The sequence below is a fragment of the Paenibacillus alkaliterrae genome, assembly GCF_021532375.1.
Classification (GTDB): Bacteria; Bacillota; Bacilli; order Paenibacillales; family Paenibacillaceae; genus Pristimantibacillus; species Pristimantibacillus alkaliterrae.
The window spans coordinates 1-17,017 of record NZ_JAKGAP010000041.1; the positions used below are offsets into that span (position 1 = coordinate 1).

The 17,017-nt window shown below is 46.9% G+C and carries 17 protein-coding genes; 14 read left to right on the forward strand and 3 right to left on the reverse strand.

Annotated features, from left to right (window positions below; all coding sequences use genetic code 11):
• The first annotated feature begins 98 nt into the window (after positions 1 to 98).
• On the forward strand, positions 99 to 1,319 hold the full coding sequence (locus L1N85_RS16905; RefSeq protein WP_235240246.1) for a sensor histidine kinase: 1,221 nt from the start codon (positions 99 to 101) through the stop codon (positions 1,317 to 1,319).
• The gene (locus L1N85_RS16910; protein ID WP_235240247.1) at positions 1,297 to 1,947 is read left to right on the forward strand and encodes a response regulator; all 651 of its coding nucleotides are present in this window, start codon (positions 1,297 to 1,299) and stop codon (positions 1,945 to 1,947) included. The genes L1N85_RS16905 and L1N85_RS16910 overlap by 23 nt, the downstream gene beginning before the upstream one ends.
• 123 nt (positions 1,948 to 2,070) lie before the next feature.
• Here L1N85_RS16910 and L1N85_RS16915 read toward each other — a convergent pair whose 3' ends face one another.
• The gene (locus tag L1N85_RS16915; protein WP_235240248.1) at positions 2,071 to 2,454 is read right to left on the reverse strand and encodes a hypothetical protein; all 384 of its coding nucleotides are present in this window, start codon (positions 2,452 to 2,454) and stop codon (positions 2,071 to 2,073) included.
• A 36-nt stretch (positions 2,455 to 2,490) separates the two neighbouring features.
• Positions 2,491 to 4,428: an ABC-F family ATP-binding cassette domain-containing protein gene (locus L1N85_RS16920; protein ID WP_235240249.1), complete on the reverse strand. Its 1,938-nt coding sequence runs from the start codon at positions 4,426 to 4,428 to the stop codon at positions 2,491 to 2,493.
• 146 nt (positions 4,429 to 4,574) lie between these two features.
• On the opposite strand from L1N85_RS16920, the gene L1N85_RS16925 reads away from it, so the two are divergent.
• From L1N85_RS16925 to L1N85_RS16955, 7 genes are all read left to right on the forward strand, one after another.
• Positions 4,575 to 5,189, forward strand: coding sequence for a 5-formyltetrahydrofolate cyclo-ligase (locus L1N85_RS16925; RefSeq protein WP_328285234.1), 615 nt, complete (start codon positions 4,575 to 4,577; stop codon positions 5,187 to 5,189).
• A 65-nt stretch (positions 5,190 to 5,254) separates the two neighbouring features.
• Positions 5,255 to 5,734 (forward strand): cyclic pyranopterin monophosphate synthase MoaC, encoded by a 480-nt coding sequence (moaC, locus tag L1N85_RS16930; protein WP_328285235.1) that lies wholly within the window; start codon positions 5,255 to 5,257, stop codon positions 5,732 to 5,734.
• A 27-nt stretch (positions 5,735 to 5,761) separates the two neighbouring features.
• The gene (locus L1N85_RS16935; RefSeq protein ID WP_235240251.1) at positions 5,762 to 6,256 is read left to right on the forward strand and encodes a MogA/MoaB family molybdenum cofactor biosynthesis protein; all 495 of its coding nucleotides are present in this window, start codon (positions 5,762 to 5,764) and stop codon (positions 6,254 to 6,256) included.
• Positions 6,253 to 7,308, forward strand: coding sequence for a molybdopterin-binding protein (locus tag L1N85_RS16940; RefSeq protein WP_235240252.1), 1,056 nt, complete (start codon positions 6,253 to 6,255; stop codon positions 7,306 to 7,308). Before L1N85_RS16935 ends, L1N85_RS16940 begins: the two co-directional genes overlap by 4 nt.
• Positions 7,309 to 7,350: 42 nt before the next feature.
• The gene (locus L1N85_RS16945; RefSeq protein WP_235240253.1) at positions 7,351 to 7,584 is read left to right on the forward strand and encodes a twin-arginine translocase TatA/TatE family subunit; all 234 of its coding nucleotides are present in this window, start codon (positions 7,351 to 7,353) and stop codon (positions 7,582 to 7,584) included.
• 115 nt (positions 7,585 to 7,699) lie between these two features.
• Positions 7,700 to 8,452 (forward strand): twin-arginine translocase subunit TatC, encoded by a 753-nt coding sequence (gene tatC / locus L1N85_RS16950; RefSeq protein ID WP_235240303.1) that lies wholly within the window; start codon positions 7,700 to 7,702, stop codon positions 8,450 to 8,452.
• A gap of 65 nt (positions 8,453 to 8,517) precedes the next feature.
• Positions 8,518 to 9,120, forward strand: a complete 603-nt coding sequence (locus tag L1N85_RS16955) for a DedA family protein (RefSeq protein ID WP_235240254.1) — start codon at positions 8,518 to 8,520, stop codon at positions 9,118 to 9,120.
• Positions 9,121 to 9,187: 67 nt separating this feature from the next.
• On the opposite strand, the gene ytaF is transcribed toward L1N85_RS16955, so the two are convergent.
• The gene (ytaF, locus tag L1N85_RS16960; protein ID WP_235240255.1) at positions 9,188 to 9,850 is read right to left on the reverse strand and encodes a sporulation membrane protein YtaF; all 663 of its coding nucleotides are present in this window, start codon (positions 9,848 to 9,850) and stop codon (positions 9,188 to 9,190) included.
• Between the two features lie 240 nt (positions 9,851 to 10,090).
• Here ytaF and L1N85_RS16965 point away from each other — a divergent pair, with 240 nt between their 5' ends.
• The 5 genes from L1N85_RS16965 to L1N85_RS16985 all read left to right on the forward strand — a co-directional run bounded on the left by L1N85_RS16965 (position 10,091) and on the right by L1N85_RS16985 (position 17,008).
• Positions 10,091 to 11,029 carry a carbohydrate ABC transporter permease gene (locus L1N85_RS16965; protein WP_235240256.1) on the forward strand — a complete coding sequence of 313 codons (939 nt, stop codon included), beginning with the start codon at positions 10,091 to 10,093 and terminating at the stop codon, positions 11,027 to 11,029.
• Positions 11,030 to 11,044: 15 nt separating this feature from the next.
• A complete protein-coding gene (locus tag L1N85_RS16970) occupies positions 11,045 to 11,884 on the forward strand; it encodes a carbohydrate ABC transporter permease (protein ID WP_235240257.1) in 840 nt (279 codons plus the stop codon).
• Positions 11,885 to 12,054: 170 nt separating this feature from the next.
• Positions 12,055 to 13,461, forward strand: coding sequence for an ABC transporter substrate-binding protein (locus L1N85_RS16975; RefSeq protein ID WP_235240258.1), 1,407 nt, complete (start codon positions 12,055 to 12,057; stop codon positions 13,459 to 13,461).
• Between the two features lie 111 nt (positions 13,462 to 13,572).
• Positions 13,573 to 15,396 carry a cache domain-containing sensor histidine kinase gene (locus L1N85_RS16980; protein WP_235240259.1) on the forward strand — a complete coding sequence of 608 codons (1,824 nt, stop codon included), beginning with the start codon at positions 13,573 to 13,575 and terminating at the stop codon, positions 15,394 to 15,396.
• The gene (locus tag L1N85_RS16985) at positions 15,389 to 17,008 is read left to right on the forward strand and encodes a helix-turn-helix domain-containing protein (protein ID WP_235240260.1); all 1,620 of its coding nucleotides are present in this window, start codon (positions 15,389 to 15,391) and stop codon (positions 17,006 to 17,008) included. The genes L1N85_RS16980 and L1N85_RS16985 overlap by 8 nt, the downstream gene beginning before the upstream one ends.
• Positions 17,009 to 17,017 lie beyond the last annotated feature (9 nt).

The window sequence follows — 17,017 nt, forward strand, 5'->3', positions numbered from 1 at the left end:
ATTAAATATCTCATTTTCCGTCATCAATGGTATCTCCCTTCAGGGTTCTACTACAATGATTGACAGCAAATAGTCATGCTAAACTGGGAAGAACCACGTTGTTTTTATATGCGAAGGAACAAATTGACCAACGTTTTCGGCCAAAGCTCTTCAAAGCCATGTACAGCTATCAGGATAGTCTTGATCGATTTTCTCGCAAAATAGCAAGGGTCATGAAGCAAACGGACTTGGAAGCCGTTCTAAAGCAAGAAATTACCGAGCTGCTTCCGGTAAACCGGATTACGTTCTTACTCATTGAGCAATCGGAAAACACCGTATATCCAATGGGAGAACATCCGGAAGAGCTTATAACGGCCGAGTTTTTATTAGGCACTGTGAACTCCCTGCAGGTAGGGGAATTAATAGAATTGCCTTACGGTCTTGGACTTGTAATAGGCAGACAGCGATCAAGGTATCATATTTTGTGGATTGGCTTGAAAACGAATCATACCCGTTTTAATTCAGATGAGCTTCGCTGGTTAAAGACGATGTCCAACTATGCAAGTATTGTATTTGAAAACTTATATTTAATCGAAGGGTTGATTGAAGATTTGGAATCCGAGGTTCGCAAGGAGCATTCTACCTCGCCTTGGGTGCTTCGTTTGTTGTTCTGCTTGTCAGAAAACGAGCGGAGGAAGCTGGCTGCAGATTTGCATGACTCAGCCCTTCAGGATCAGTTGCTCTGGTATCGTAAGCTGGAAGCTATTATGATGGATCATCCACTATCCGATAAGCTCGGACGCGAGCTGGAGGATATTAAAGAGGGATTGTTAGACGTTATACATCAAATACGAGAAACTTGCAATGAGCTTCGTCCGCCGCTATTGAAAGAGATGGGAGTGGTGGAGGCAGTTGAGTCGATTATTGAGCATACGCAAATGCGCGTGAATTTTGCTGTCGATTTTCGTGCGAAGCCGTTTTCCCGCCCGCTAAATGAGGAGCAAATAACGGCTATTTATCGAATCGTTCAAGAATTGCTTCGCAATGCAGATAAGCATTCGCAAGCAAAATTAATAACTCTTGAGCTTGAGCTTCGCAAAGGAACGATATATTTCCGCTATAAGGATGATGGAATAGGTATGGATGTGAATCAAATGATAGCATCGTTTGAGCATATGGGCTTGTCAGGTATAAAAGAGCGGGTAACGGGTCTTGAAGGAGATATATCATTTAATTCTCAGCGCGATAACGGCCTTGAGGTTGTTATTTTGTTGCCGGAAATGATGACAACCGGTCGACCGGAGAGGGGAATTTCGCGTGATTCGTATCTTATTAGTTGATGATCATCCTTCTGTTGGAGAAGGAACAAAAACGATGATTGAGCAAGATAGTGAAATGACGGTATCTGTCGTTCTTTCAGCGATTGAAGCATTGGATATTGTCCAGATGCAGCCATTTGATTTAATATTATGTGACTTGAATATGCCCGGCATCAGCGGATTAGAATTGACAAAGCGATTAATTCAACAGGATCCAGAGCGCAAAGTCATTATTTATTCAGGCTATGAGATCGGGTCCCATTTTAACCTGCTAATTGAGTCAGGCGTATCCGGTTTTATTTCTAAGACCGTTTCCAGAGAGCAACTTCATAATGCGATTCGATGCGCTATGCGCGGCGACGCCGTCATTCCGATTTCGCTGTTAAAACAGCTTAGAAGGCATGAGGTTACGATCGGAAGATCGGAAGTATCCGTTGAGGATGTATCGATCACGGAGAAAGAGCAAACCATTTTGCACGAGGTTTCTACGGGGATTAGCAATAAAGAGTTGGCGGTCATGCTACATGTCAGCCAGCGCAATGTGGAATACCAGTTATCTCGTATTTTTGATAAATTGAATGTCCGCTCACGCTCGGAAGCGATAAGAGAAGCACAACGGTTAGGGCTAATTAGATTGGAGCAGTACTAGCTGAGGGATAACGACGGGTTAAGGATTAGTCCTTAGCCCGTCGTTTTTTCTGTTCCGTCGTATTAATCAAGCTCATCATATACAAGTCTAACCTTTCTTTCATTAGTTCATCGGTTAGTCCGCTTATTCCAAATGCTGTCCACCCCGGGTATACGGTCGGCGGTCCAAATAATATATCAATAGCACCGCGGGGATTCCGCATTGACTTCCAGTTGCATCATAGGCAATGATTTGCGGAGTTGCTATGTCGGCTTTTGCTGCCCAACGGAGACTTTCCGATTCATGCAGCGTCAAGTCGGGCTCTTCCACCAGCCATTCGGTGTTGTCGAATTGACGTAAAACAACCGTTATTTCGCTATGATAAACTTGCAGCTTTATGCTGTGAACGATGGACGAGATGCCTCCATGAAGTCGATTAGTCGAAAGCACGATGGCTTGAGGATCCACAGCCTCGATTACCCATTTAAGAATGTGATCCGGAATTTGCAGCTCGGCGTTAAGCGACATGATCATATTCCTCTCTCCGAAATATTAAATGATAGTTTACATCAACTGCTCCCATTCCTCATAAGAGGCGGCTAGCGAAGCTTTGCAGCCTTCAATAGCGGCTTGAATTTCTTGGATGCGAACATAGTCATTGAAAATGGCGGGATCCGCGAGCTGTTCCTCCAGCCCGGAAATTTGCTGCTCTAATGCTGCTATTTCTTGCTCTAATTGCTCGATTCTACGCTGTCGAGCGCGCTCCTCGCGCTTTGCTTGCTTGTCGGCTTCATAGGAGTTTGTCGGTGCGTTGTCGGAACTGGCTGTAGTTTTCGAGCTGCCAGCAGCCTGTTTTGACAACGCTTCCAATCGTTCCTCCTCGATTTCATGTTTTTTCTCTATCATTTCGTCATAATTTCCCAGGAAATGATCGGTTCCCGACGGTTTTAGTTCGACAATTCGTTCTGCCATCTTATTCAGGAAATATCTGTCATGGGAGATGAAGAACAGCGTGCCTTCGTAATCAAGAAGGGCGGCTTCCAGCACCTCTTTGCTGAATAGGTCGAGATGGTTCGTCGGCTCATCCAGGATGAGGACATTTGCTTGGGCAAGCATCAGCTTAGCTAGCGATACGCGCGCTTTCTCGCCGCCGCTGAGTGATGAGATCCTTTTCAATACATCTTCTCCGCTGAACAAGAAGTTGCCCAACACGGTACGAATACGTGCTTCCTCCATATGAGAGTAACTGCCCCATACTTCTTCCAAAACGGTATTTTGTCCGGTAAGTCTTGTATGCTCTTGATCGTAATATCCGATTTTGACATGGGTTCCGAAACGAATGGAACCGGATGTCGGTTCATTTTGACCAACGATAACCTTAAGCAGGGTTGATTTTCCGATCCCGTTCGGACCAATAAGGGCTACGGTTTCACCGCGGGTAAGCTGAAACGTGACATTTTTGAACAGCGGTTTGTCGCGGCCGGCGAAGGTGACGGAAACATCCTGAACGGCTAATACGTCTTTGCCTGTGGGACGTTCGATTTCGAAGGTGAAATGAGCTTTTTTCAAATCGCCGAGCGGCTTGTCCAATCGTTCCATCTTTTCAAGCGCTTTGCGTCTGCTTTGAGCGCGCTTGGTCGTGGACGCGCGCACGATATTTCGCTGAACGAATTGCTCCATGCGGGAAATTTCGTCCTGCTGCTTTTCGAATTGCTTCATATTAATTTCATACTCCGCCGCTTTCAGCTCCATGTACCGGCTATAGTTTCCGGTGTAGCGCTTAGAAGTATGACGCTCGATTTCAATAATGGTCTGGGCCAGCGCGTCTAAAAAGTAGCGGTCGTGGGACACGACAAGAATTGCGCCTGAATAACCGCGCAAATACGATTCGAGCCATGTAAGCGTTTCAATGTCCAAGTAGTTGGTAGGCTCGTCAAGCATTAACAGATCAGGAGCCTGTAGTAAAATGCGAGCTAGAGCCAGCCGGGTCTTCTGACCCCCGCTTAAGGTTGAGATGACTGTATCCGGTGCGAAGTCGCCGAAGCCCATTCCGTGAAGAACGCTATTAATACGTGTATTGATTTCGAAGCCGCCCTGTTCGCGGAACCAATCGGAACGTTTGGCATATTTATCCAGCGTATCTGCGTAACGCTTCTCATCCTCATGGAGGGCGGGATCGGCAATTTTTATTTCCAGTTCGCGGAGCTCTTGCTCCGCTTCGACTAAATGGGAAAAAACGGCGCGCATCTCGGCTTCGATCGTCCGCTCGGATTGCAATCCGCTGTTTTGCGCTAAATAACCGATTTTCGTTTCCTTGGCTTTGTGAATCGCGCCTGAATCCGCGGACATTTCGCCCGCGATAATTTTGAGAAGCGTCGATTTTCCGGCTCCGTTCACGCCAACAAGACCGACTCTTTCCCGTTCTTGTACTTGCAACGAAATATGGGATAATACGGCATTTACGCCGTAGCTCTTCGTAATATTGGAAACCTGCAGCAGCATTTTGAAACCTCCACCAAATAATTGTAAAGAACTGTTGCGTTCATTCCATATTAGTGTACCATAAACGAGCGCCGGCATTGGCGAAAGTTGTATAACAGTGGTAAACTACATTTAATGAAAGAAAAGTATGGGAGCAGAATAGGTGAGTGCTTTTGATTGAACGGAATTCATTTGAGGAAAAAACATACATACGCACTCAGATGATACAAAGACGAAATAGCTTGCCGGAACGGCATCGCCAAACCTGGTCTGAGGCCGCCTGCGCGAAAGCGAAGGTTTTGTTGGAGAAGCGTTCGGCGTCAGCGTTTATGGCTTATGTTTCGTTTCGGAGCGAGCTCAATTTAGCGGAGCTTATTGAATGGGGCTGGCAAACCGGCCGCGATGTTATTGTGCCTAGATGTGACGCTGCTGACCACTCCATGACACTTCATTATTTGCGAAGCTGGGAGGAGCTTATGCCGGGTGCATATGGTATTATGGAGCCGAATCCGGCTGTAACGCTGCCGATCTACAACGGCTTCGCACCGGATGTCGTATTTGTTCCCGGTTTGGCATTTGATCGTAAGGGCGGCCGGCTGGGTTACGGCGGCGGCTATTATGACCGATTTGCGGCGGAGCAGCTTCAATTGGGAGAGGCGGCAACGCGGACGCTATGGCTGGGGGCGGCCTACGAGGCGCAGCTCGTAGAGCGTGTGCCGCGGGAAGCTCATGATGTGCAGATGCACGGCCTAATAACAGAGCAGGATATTTATATGGCTTAATACGCAAAATGAGCAATTGCCGATAGAGGGCATAGCAGCCTTTTACGCATGGAGGAGTGATAGCGGTGGAGCTGACGCATTTTAATGAACAGGGCAGAGCGCGTATGGTGGACATCTCTGATAAGGAAGTCACTTCACGGACAGCGGTCGCTCAAACGACGGTTAAGATGAACCAGGAAACATTGGGGCAAATAAAGGCAGGCAAGGTGGGAAAGGGCGATGTGCTGGCCGTAGCCCAGGTTGCTGCAGTAATGGCCGCCAAAAAAACAGCAGATTGGATTCCAATGTGCCATCCGCTTCCGCTTACCGGTATTAATATCGTGTTTAGCGATAATGGCGCGGATGAGCTTTACATAGAAGGAACCGTAAAGACGACGGGCAAAACCGGTGTCGAGATGGAGGCGTTGACCGCGGTGTCTGCTGCCGCTCTCACGGTTTATGATATGTGCAAGGCTTTGCAAAAGGATATGGTGATCGGGCCGACGCAGCTCGTTTCCAAAACCGGCGGCAAAAGCGGAGATTATCGAATTTCGTCAAACCCATGATCGGAATAGGGATGGGAGGAATCGTTTATGCGGTGGAAGGTAGCAATTTTAACAGCTAGCGACAAAGGCTCGCGCGGGGAACGAGAGGATACGAGCGCACAGGTTATCCGAGAGTTAATAGAAGAAGAGCTGGGCGGCGAAATCGTCGATTACCGGATCGTTCCGGACGAGCAGGATGAGATCATGGCGGCTATCATTGAGATGACAGAATATTTCCATGCCGATCTTGTGCTCACGACTGGCGGAACGGGTCTTGCTCCGCGTGACATTACGCCCGAGGCAACGCTTAAGGTCATTGACCGAGCCGTCCCCGGTTTATCGGAAGCGATGCGAATGGGTGCGCTTCAGAAGACGAGAAGAGCGATGCTCTCCCGCGGGGTATGCGGAATTAGAGGCAGCTCTCTTATCGTTAACCTGCCGGGAAGTCCGAAGGGCGTTCATGAGAGCTTGATGGCGATTATGGATCAGCTTCCGCATGCGCTGGGCATTTTATCCGGGCAGCTGGGGGAACATAGCGTATGAGCGGGCTGGAGCAGCAATCTGGCGAAGCGGCGGTTCAGCAAAGCAAGACCGTTCTAAAGGAAGTGCCGGTGTACGACGCGGTTGGGATGCGCTTGGCGCATGATTTGACACGTATTGTGCCGGGCGAGTTTAAAGGCCGCTTGTTCAAAAGAGGGCATTTGGTTACCGAAGCGGATATACCTAGTTTGCTCGATATCGGCAAGGAACATATATACATCATGGAGCTTGGTGAGGATGACCTGCATGAAGACGATGCAGCTATTCGGATGGCGGAGGCATTATTCGGCGATCATTTGCAATTGTCTGAGCCGCATGAAGGCAAGGTCAGTCTAAAGTCAGCCATTCTTGGCTTGGCAACGGTGGACAAAGGAATTGTTGATGCCGTTAATGAACTGGGAGAAATCGCACTGGCTACGATTAAGACGAATACGGTTGTGAAGCCGGGCGGGCAGCTTGCCGCCACTAGAGCGATACCGCTTGTTGTACCCAAGAAGAAGGTCGAGGCGGTAGAGCTTCTCTCAGCGGAATACCGACTGGCAAATGACGGCGCGGCGCCGATTCGGGTACGTCCTTTTCAAAAGCTAAGAGCCGGATTATTGACCACTGGCAGTGAGGTTTTTAACGGCAGAATTGTGGATAAATTTGGACCTGCCGTCAGAAGAAAGCTCGAGGAGCTCGGTTCCGAGGTTATCGAACAGCGATTCGCGCCCGACGATCGACAAACAATTGTCAAGGAAATACACTATTTGCTGGGTCAACGGTATGATATGATACTAGTGACTGGCGGAATGTCGGTTGATCCCGACGATCGTACGCCGGGCGCTATCAAAGCGTCGGGAGCGGATATTGTAAGCTATGGAACACCGATGCTGCCTGGCTCGATGCTTCTAATCGGTTACTTGAATGGTGTGCCAATAATGGGCTTGCCGGGCTGCGTCATGCATGATCCATACACGTCCTTTGACGTCCTTCTGCCGCGGATTCTCGCGGGGGATACCATTGTACGCGACGATGTAATTAGCATGGGCTACGGCGGTTTGTACGGCTGTTAGTTCTTTGAAACGGATGCATAACAAATTTAGGAGGTTAACCACATGTCTGGAATAGGTGCAACGGGAATTATATTGCTCGTGCTGGTCGCTTTGCTTTTGTTCGGACCGAATAAGCTGCCGGAGCTTGGCCGGGCTTTCGGACGGACGCTGCGCGAGTTCAAATCCGGCGCTAGAGAAATGATGGATGAGGACGATCGCAAAGATAAGGAAGCGAACCGGGTTGAAGTAAGCCGCTCGGAAAATAGCGAGAAAGACAACAAGCGGCTGCCGGACTAATCGGGCCCGCTTTTTTCTTGACCAAAGGCGAAGGAGGGAAGTGTAAGTGGGAACGGAAGCAAGCAACAAGACAGAACATATATCACGTAAACGGCTGATTCGAGAGGAAGGGCTCATGCCATTGCTTGAGCATTTGGGAGAGCTGAGGAAGAGGCTCGTCTACGTGCTGATCGCGCTCGCTTTGGGATTAGTAGTCGGACTCGTATTCGCGGAACCAGCTTATAACTTTCTAATGAGCCAGGAGCCGGCCAAGACGATTTCCCTACATACGTTTTCGCTTGGGGATGGTATCGGCATGTATATGAAATTCGCATTCGTCATTGCTTTGATTTTGGCCGTGCCCGTTATCGCTTACCAATTATGGGCGTTCGTGAAGCCCGCGCTCCGGGAGAACGAGCAGCGTTCCACGCTGAAATACGTGCCTTTCGCTCTTATGATGTTTTTAACCGGATTGGCATTTTCGTATTTTGTCGTTTTTCCGCTCGCTTTTAACTTCACAAGAACGGTATCGCAGCAATTGAACCTTGAGGAAACGTATGGAATCGCACAATATTTTGCGTTTATGTTCAATTTATTAATTCCGATTTCGTTATTGTTCGAGCTGCCGCTGCTCATTATGTTTTTAACGGCCATTCGTTTGGTAAACCCGAAGCGGCTTCGCAAGATGCGCCGCCTCGCTTATTTCATCATGGTGCTTATAGGAGTCATGATTACGCCGGCGGATATCATATCCGACGTTCTCGTGGCCATACCGCTCATTCTGTTGTATGAGATTAGCGTGTTTCTATCGGGAACGGTTTATAAGAAGCAGCTTGCGGCGGATGCAAGGTATGAAGCGGAATATGGGGATTCATTAAATAAAGCCTGAATCCATGACACCAATTATAACGGTTTTAAAAAAAGGGGAATTACAAGAAACAGGAGGTGTTTGTATTGACGGAACTTATCGTGGCCTTAGTTGAATTTCTAAAGCAATTTTCTTATTTCGGCATCATGCTTTCATTATGCTTCGAGTTTATACCGGCTGAAGTTGTCTTGCCATTAGCAGGGTACTGGGTTTATCAAGGAGATTTTAATTATTATCTAGTGGTGTTAGTTGGTGCTGTTGGAGGCACATTAGGTCCCTTGACTTTATTTTATTTAGGACGTTACGGTGGCCGGCCTTTAGTTTTGAAATACGGCAAATATTTTTTCGTTTCTCAAAAACAAATAAATGCCTCAGACTATTTTTTCGAAAAATATGGTATGGGCGTAGCTTTTTTTGCTCGCTTTTTACCTGTGGTGAGAACGGCTATTTCAATACCTTGTGGGATGTCTAACATGAACGTTTGGAAGTTTTCAGTTTATACTTTTTTTGCGATGTTGCCAATTACGGCATTCTACGTCTATCTGGGGGTTAAATTAGGTCCCCATTGGAACCAAGCTGAAGAAATTTTCAATGGCTATGCTCTCCCTTTTACTGCAACTCTTATTGTTCTTTTATTAATGTTTGTTTTAATTAAACTTTTGATGAAACGAAAAAGTCAAAGTTTATAGGGGATTGACAGGATTGCTGCTAAGACCGCAAAAAACTTCTCCCGTATAGTAAAATGGAGGAGGATGTTTATAACATCTTGAAAAGCCCGAAAGTTATTAATAGGCATGGCGGTAAAAATGCCAATTGTTGCATCCATTTTCTTTTTGATAAAACAAAACCTGATTTAATGCCAAAGAAAACAAATAGTCCGCTCATTAATGCGACTAACATAGCAGTTACAAATGGTGAATAACCGAGCATAGCAGCTCCGAGTCCAGCGCCGAATGCATCTAAAGCAAGGGCAAAACCTAGTAATACGGCTTCTTTCGCTGAAATTGTACCTGAGCGGTCTAAATCTGCCTGTAGTGGTTTTTTTAGCACAGTTATGAACAGACCTAATTTCTTTATTTCAAGCTTCCATTCTATTTCTTCTGGTTCATTTTTTGTTATTGGGTTCTCTTCAATGGATTCAATATTCTTTTTTGATCGGATAACATTATATAAACTAAATAACCCGATCGAAATTAAGATTAAGCTCCCAATTATTCCTGCAAAATCGGCAGATATGAAAGAACTTAACAAACTCCCAATGGTCATAGATGTCAAAACCATAACTCCAGAACATAACATGATAATTAATAACGATATGAAAGGAACGCGAATCCGCCTCATACCATAAGTAACCCCGACACCAAAACTATCCAAGCTCACAGCAATGGTTAAGAGGATTAGCCCCCCAAAAAAGAGCATAACTATCCCATCCTTTACTTTGGTTTCTAGGTTAGTGTATGAATTAATCCTGAATTCGTGACACCAATTTTAATGGTTTGAGGAAGCAACGGATACCGTACGCGAGAAATCGCTGTGCGGTATTTTTTGTTCTGAATATAAGAAAGTCAAAATAGCGGCATAGGTCATCAAAATACCGTTAAAGAAATGATCATGCATTTTTTATAATAGGGGTATGACAACCAAACCGAGGTGAAGAACATGCAGGAGATACAAACCGCGCCGGAGACTCCTAAAACGAAGCTGAAACGAAAAACCGGTTCCTTGCAAAAGAAAGAGACGATGGCCGGAATATTGTTCGTTGGGCCGATGCTGATTGGCGTTACGGTGCTGACACTCATTCCTATATTGGCAACGTTTATGTTGTCGCTTGCAGATTGGAATTTTATTGCCGGCTTCAAAGATTTGAAGTGGGTAGGGCTCGACAATTTCGAGCGATTGTTTCAGGATGATGCTTTCTTGAAATCGCTCAGAAACAATGCCTATTTCTTGCTGACTGTGCCGATTTATTTGGCGGTCTCGATGTTTTTGGCGATTATGATCGACAAGCATGTGTACATGAAAAGCTATTTTAAAGTCGCTTACTTCATGCCTTATATTTCTAGCATCGTTGCGGTCGCGATTGTATGGCAGGTGCTGTTCCACCCATCTGCGGGACCGGTTAACCAACTGCTCTTATCACTTGGCATCGACAATCCGCCGAAGTGGATCGCCGATCCGAAGTATGCGCTGCCTTCTCTCATGATGATATCCGTGTGGGTCTCCATCGGATTTAATATGATCGTCTATATTGCCGGTCTTCAGTCCATCCCGCGCGATTTGTACGAGGCGGCTGATATTGACGGGGCAAATGCTTGGAATAAATTCAAAAGCATCACATTTCCGCAGCTTTCATCGACATCCTTTTTTCTACTCGTGACCGGGATTATTTCGACGTTCAAGGTTTTCGATTTGATTGCTATCTTAACGAAGGGCGGACCGATCTCATCGACAAGCATGATCGTCTGGTATTTGTACGATACCGCCTTCGTCAATTTGAAAATCGGCTACGCGTCCTCGATGGCCGTTGTACTTTTTGCATGCGTCATGCTCATTACGCTGCTGCAATGGGTCGGACAAAAGAAATGGGTCAATTATTAAGGGGGAGCAACTCAAATGACTGTGAAAAATATAGAGCGTATTAGACGGGGAGTCATAACGGTTCTCATGTTCGCGGTTAGCGTCATGTTCCTGCTCCCGTTCATCTGGATGCTGTCGGCGTCCTTCAAAATTGAATCGGACGTATTCACTTATCCCATCCAGTGGATTCCGACGAAATGGCATATCATAGAGAATTATAAGGAAGTGTGGGTAGGCAAGTTCCCTTTCTATAAATATTATTGGAATACGGTTAAGGTGACCGTATTGACGACAGCCACTTCGGCGTGCGTGTCGGCGCTTGCTGCTTATGGTTTCTCGAAAATTAATTTTGCCGCCAGCAAATATTTATTTTTAATCGTGCTGGCTACGTACATGATTCCGCATCAGGCCATTCTCGTGCCGCAGTTTATTTTGTACCGTTCGATCGGTTTTTTTGACAGCCATCTGGGTCTTATTTTTCTAAGCAGCTTCAGCGTTCTCGGTACGTTCATGCTGCGCCAGTTTTTTATGGGCGTTCATAATGAATATATGGAATCTGCTAAAATAGACGGGGCGGGGCATTGGCGCATTTTTTGGAAAATCGCGTTTCCGCTCGTTCGTCCAGCCGTCGCTACCTATGCGATATTACGTTTTATTTGGACATGGAACGATTATCAGAATCCGCTTATCTTCCTGCGGACGGACAAACTATATACGATTCAGCTGGCGATGCAAAAATTTACGACCATAAACGGCGAATTCTACTCGCTTATTATGGCGGCCGCCGTATCGGCTATTTTACCTCTGCTGCTCGTGTTTATTGTTGGCCAGAAGAGCGTTATTGAAGGGATTGCTCTTGGAGGGGTAAAAGGGTAACGTGTTTGGCATCCTCATAAGAGAAGTCAAAATAGTATTAATTGTAGTCAATATAGTGGTATGGATACGAATGGCGCCGTTGCTACAATGATATCGAGAAAGCGGATACACCATAGATAAGCCAACGCTTTCCATGCGGGTTGCTTCACAAACATTTGAGGAGGGTTACGATGTACAAACAGATGAAATTATGGTTCATTCTTACATTGTCAGTCATCATTGTTTTGACGGGTTGCTCAGGCAATTCGGGAAATAAGGAAGAAACGGCAAACAAAGGGGAAAGCGGAAATACGGAAACCGCTGCAAATGCGCCGGAAGAAGAGAAGCCGGTTACGATCAAGGTGCATACGTTCGGTAACGAAGCAAGCTATAACTGGGAGAAAACCATTGCAGCTTTTAAGGAGAAATATCCTAACATTATTCCAGAGGTGATCGTGCTAAGCGAGAAGGGCGACACGCAGGAGGCGCTTCAAAAGCTTGATTTGGCCGCATCCTCCAGTGAGCAGATGGACGTTCTCATGTTCAGCGATCCGGCAAGCTATGCGCAGCGCGTCGGTCTGGGCATGGTAGCCAAGCTGGATGAATTCATTGCCAAAGACGGTTATACTATAGCGGAAGACTACAAAGTCGATACAACTTTAAATGGAAGCATTTACGCTTTGCCCGGTAAATTTAATCCATGGTATGTATTATTAAACAAAACACATTTAACGGAAGCGGGCCTGGACGTGCCGACGGATTGGACATGGGATGATTTCACTTCCTATGCGAAAAAGCTGACAACGGGCGAAGGCGCCTCGAAGCATTACGGCACTTACTTCCACGGACCTCAAAACGGCGGATGGATGGAGTTTATGAAGCTCGCGCTCGCCAACCAAGCTGAAAATAGTGAATTTCTTAAAGCGGACGGAACGTCTAATTTAGATAATCCGCTGTTCCGCAAAACGTTGGAGCTTCGTCTGCAAATGGAGAAGCAGGACAAATCGGCAACGCCTTACACGGACATGATGTCGCAGAAGCTGCACTACCGCAACCAATTTTTCAATCAAGCGGCAAGCATGATCATGATCGGAAGCTGGATGAATACGGAGCTTGGGGGCACCGAGCAATTCCCGCTTAATTTCGAAGTGGCGGTAGCTCCGATTCCGAAAAATAATGCCGGCGACGAGGGCGGCTACACGATGGTGACGACCGACTATGTCGGAGTTGCCGAAAGCTCCAAAAATAAAGAAGCGGCTTACACGTTCGTTCGCTGGTATACGACGGAAGGACAAATCGCGCAGGGTAAAAATATCCCGGCATGGAATGGCGTGGACGATTCGCAATTGGCATCCATCATTGACATCATTCTCGGCGCAACAAAAAATCCGGAGAAGGTAGACAAGGCGTCGCTATTGAACGTTCTCTCCAACGCGAAGTCTTCGAAGATCATCCCTCCGGTTACTTATCAATCGGAAATGTATAAAGTAATTAACGAGGAATATGAAAAGCTGATTTTTGATCAACAGGATATCGACAAAACGATCGCAGCCATGCAAGAGAAGGTTCAACAAATTATTGACGCTAACAAAAAATAATAGAGTATAATTTATTGAGCTATTCGTTTTCTAACGAATAAGGGGTGCAGCTTCCAAACTGCGCTCCTTTTTGTGCAAATGCTAAATACGCATCCGGATGGAGGGGCATATATGTTTAATCGCTCGAAGCCTTTAATATGGCCCCGATCGTTCCGTTTTAAGCTGATAGCGGCTTCGATCGTATGCATCTTACTGCCTGCCTTTATTACGCTAGCCGTATACAACATGCTTACGAAGGATGCCGTAAAGGAAGAAGCGGTGTCGCAAGCCGAGCAAAAGCTGGAGCTCGTCGACGGCTATGTGACCAATTTGTTTCATTATATGCTCTATATTGCAAACAACGTGCAAAACGATTCGGAAATGAACGTCATATTGAAGGCGGTTGCAGCGGGAAAAATGTACGAGGGCCCGAACGCTGAATATGAGCGATACACGGACCGAACGAAAATCACCAATAAAATTGATAACATGACGGTGCTTGGCGATAAAGCTTATGTGACGATTTTGTTAAAAGACGGCACGTATTTCGCCAATTATCCGCTTGACGAATATAACCCTAACCGATTTCGCGAGGAGCCTTGGTTTGAGCAACTAAATCTGCTGAAGGGTCTGGAGTCTTCGTGGATCGGTGCGACGCCTACTGTTTTCTTTCAGGACAAGCTCCGAAGCCCATATCAAATATCGATGGCGCGAACCTTGCGCGGAGGCGGAGTGACTCCTTACGGTTACGTCATCGTGACGATATTGGAGAATCAGGTAAGCAGCATCTTTAAGAAGCTTGCTTCGGACCAAGAAACGATGCTGCTTGATGGGAATGGCCTTATTTTGTCCCATCCGAATCATGAGCGGATCGGCGAGGAATTTCCTTATGCAAGTCTGGCGGAGCAGCAGGCTGATCCGAATATTATGCGCTTCGGGGACGAGAATTATATTATTTCCGCACATAAGCTGTCGCTCACGGGCTGGGAGCTTGTTTCTTTAACGCCGTATAAGAAAGCGGTATTCAAGCTGAATGCCATTTTTAATCGCGTATTTACGTTCCAGCTTATCTCGTTTTTTATATTCCTGCTGTTGTTCGTTTATTTAATCGGGACATTTACGAGACCGCTGGTAAGGCTGGGCAGAGTGGCGGAGACGGTGCAGCGCGGCAATCTAGAGGTGCGCTCGAACATAAGGGGCAGCGACGAGATCGGATATTTGGGTGAGTCCTTCGATCATATGCTGGACCGGGTGAAGACGATGATTGCTGAAATAACGATAACACAGGCCCGCAAACGAAAGGCGGAGCTTGCCATGCTGCAGGCGCAAATAAATCCGCATTTTTTGTTTAACGTACTAAACTCGATTCGCATGAAGGTGATGAGAAAAGGCGATATGGACAGTGCAGAGATGATCAGCTCATTGTCCAAGCTGCTGCGAATGACCATTAGCCAAGATAAGGGAACGATTCCGCTTCATGAAGAGGTGGATACGATAGCCGATTACGTCAAGCTGATGAATATGAGGCAGAAAGAAAAGGTTCAGCTGCAGCTCGATTTGTCACGTGATACTTTAATGACCGCAGTTCCCCGTTTCTTCTTGCAGCCCATAATCGAAAATGCGCTTATTCACGGATTAAGCCAAAGAGCGGGCATGATTCATATTTGTTCCGAAGCAACCGGGAACGATATTAGAGTTATCGTCCGGGATGACGGTCAAGGGATGGATGCCTCGGCACTGGACAAACTCAGACGGAAGCTGATGCATTCAGCAGATAAGGAAGACAAAAGCATAGATACCGGGGGCAAGTTTTCAAGCATTGGGCTTTCTAATGTCTTCGAACGAATGGCGATAACGTATGGGGATCGATTCTCGATGGAGATAAGCAGCGATGCTGCCGGCGGTACTGAAATTACGATGTGCATTCCGAATCAGGAGGCGAGAGACGATGTATAAAGTGATGCTTGTCGATGACGATTATCCGGTGCTTGAGCTGATCCATTATGCGATTGATTGGGAGGCGCTCGGTCTCCGGGTGATCGGCCTCCATGAGAACGGAGCCAGCGCTTTGGAGGCCGCTATGAAGGAAATGCCCGACATCCTGATAACCGATATTGGCATGCCGAAGATGGACGGTTTGGAATTAATTAAACGAATGAAGGAGCTGAAGCCGGATATTCGGGCTGCCATTCTTTCTTGCCACAGCGAGTTCCAATATGCGCAGCAGGCGGTTAAGCTCCAGGTTCAGGATTATTTGCTGAAGGATACGCTTGAACCTACTGCTATACACAAACTGCTGGTACAATTTATAGGCGGCTTGAAAGAGGAAAATGAGCTCCAAACGAAGCAGCTGCAAATGGAGCACTTGGTTGATCGCAATAAAGCGTTAATGAAGGAAAAATTTATTCGTTCGATCATACATCAGCCATTACTCGATTCGGATAAATGGAGGAAGGAGCTGCTATCCTTCGGGCTTCCGTTCCAATCGGGTGAGATTATTATACCGGTCATCGGCATCGTGGATGATTACCGCTTGGCGAAGCATCGGTACCTGTCTGATGACGTGCTTCGATTTGCCGTTGATAATGTGGTGGAGGAAGCGATTCGAGCCGACGGGATGTTGTCCGTGCATTTTAACTATAATCCGCAAGAATCGGTATTGCTGCAAACGTTTCCCGCAGGCCTGAAGGTGAACGGCTATGATGAGGTAAGGGGCATGATGAGCAGCATTCAACGCGCGGTCAAGCAATCGCTTAAGCTGTCGATGTCATTCATGATCGGCGACAGCTGTACGACGCCGGAACAAATAAAAGCTTCGATTACCGCTATACGCGCGAATTCAATAGGACGGTTTTATCGTTCTTTCGGATCGATAACCAGATCCATTCCATGCTCCGCTGGAGAGGGCGACATGTTCGACGGCTTCAATCAAGCCAGCGAACAGCTGCGGGAGCTGCTGCTTGGAAGAGACGGCGGCGGGGTTAGAGCGACTGTCATGAATTGGCTGGCAAAGGCTGAGCAGGAAAGGTACCCACCTGAAATGGTGAAGGATTGGATACTGAAGCTGCTCCTCGATGCCAAGCTGAAGCTGCAGTCGATCCTGCATTATCGTTCAGCACAATGGATTGACATTAACCATAGCGAGCTGCTGGAGATTGACAGCCATGCGGAACTTACGGAATGGTTAATTGGACATTGCGTGTCGGCGATTGCGGCAGCGGATCAAACCGGCGGGCAGAGCCGCAGAACGGAAGTGGCGGAAGCTTGCCAGTTCGTGTCTCTTCATCTTGACCGCAAGATTAGCTTGGAGGAGGTTGCCGAGCAGCTGTTCATGAATCCAAGCTATTTTAGCCGATTGTTCAAGAAAGAGACGGGAGAAACATTCATTGAGTATGTAACGCGGATGAAGATGCACCGGGCTAAAGAGCTGCTTGACCAGACGGATGCTCCGGTCGGGAAAATATGCGGTACATTAGGCTATGACAACCAAAGCTACTTTATTAAGCTGTTCAAATCGTTTTCGGGCGTAACGCCCGTCGAATACAGAAGCCAGCAGAAGCGGGTATAGAATAGGAGC

Bases quoted from the DNA above. Each gene is read 5' to 3' on its own strand.
- L1N85_RS16915 (WP_235240248.1), bottom strand. From the start codon at position 2,454: ATGTCGCTTAACGCCGAGCTGCAAATTCCGGATCACATTCTTAAATGG.
- L1N85_RS16920 (WP_235240249.1), bottom strand. From the start codon at position 4,428: ATGCTGCTGCAGGTTTCCAATATTACGAAGAGCTACGGCGTAAATGCC.
- L1N85_RS16935 (WP_235240251.1), top strand. From the start codon at position 5,762: ATGCGGTGGAAGGTAGCAATTTTAACAGCTAGCGACAAAGGCTCGCGC.
- L1N85_RS16940 (WP_235240252.1), top strand. From the start codon at position 6,253: ATGAGCGGGCTGGAGCAGCAATCTGGCGAAGCGGCGGTTCAGCAAAGC.
- L1N85_RS16945 (WP_235240253.1), top strand. From the start codon at position 7,351: ATGTCTGGAATAGGTGCAACGGGAATTATATTGCTCGTGCTGGTCGCT.
- tatC (WP_235240303.1), top strand. From the start codon at position 7,700: ATGCCATTGCTTGAGCATTTGGGAGAGCTGAGGAAGAGGCTCGTCTAC.
- ytaF (WP_235240255.1), bottom strand. From the start codon at position 9,850: ATGCTCTTTTTTGGGGGGCTAATCCTCTTAACCATTGCTGTGAGCTTG.
- L1N85_RS16965 (WP_235240256.1), top strand. From the start codon at position 10,091: ATGCAGGAGATACAAACCGCGCCGGAGACTCCTAAAACGAAGCTGAAA.
- L1N85_RS16970 (WP_235240257.1), top strand. From the start codon at position 11,045: ATGACTGTGAAAAATATAGAGCGTATTAGACGGGGAGTCATAACGGTT.
- L1N85_RS16975 (WP_235240258.1), top strand. From the start codon at position 12,055: ATGTACAAACAGATGAAATTATGGTTCATTCTTACATTGTCAGTCATC.
- L1N85_RS16980 (WP_235240259.1), top strand. From the start codon at position 13,573: ATGTTTAATCGCTCGAAGCCTTTAATATGGCCCCGATCGTTCCGTTTT.
- L1N85_RS16985 (WP_235240260.1), top strand. From the start codon at position 15,389: ATGTATAAAGTGATGCTTGTCGATGACGATTATCCGGTGCTTGAGCTG.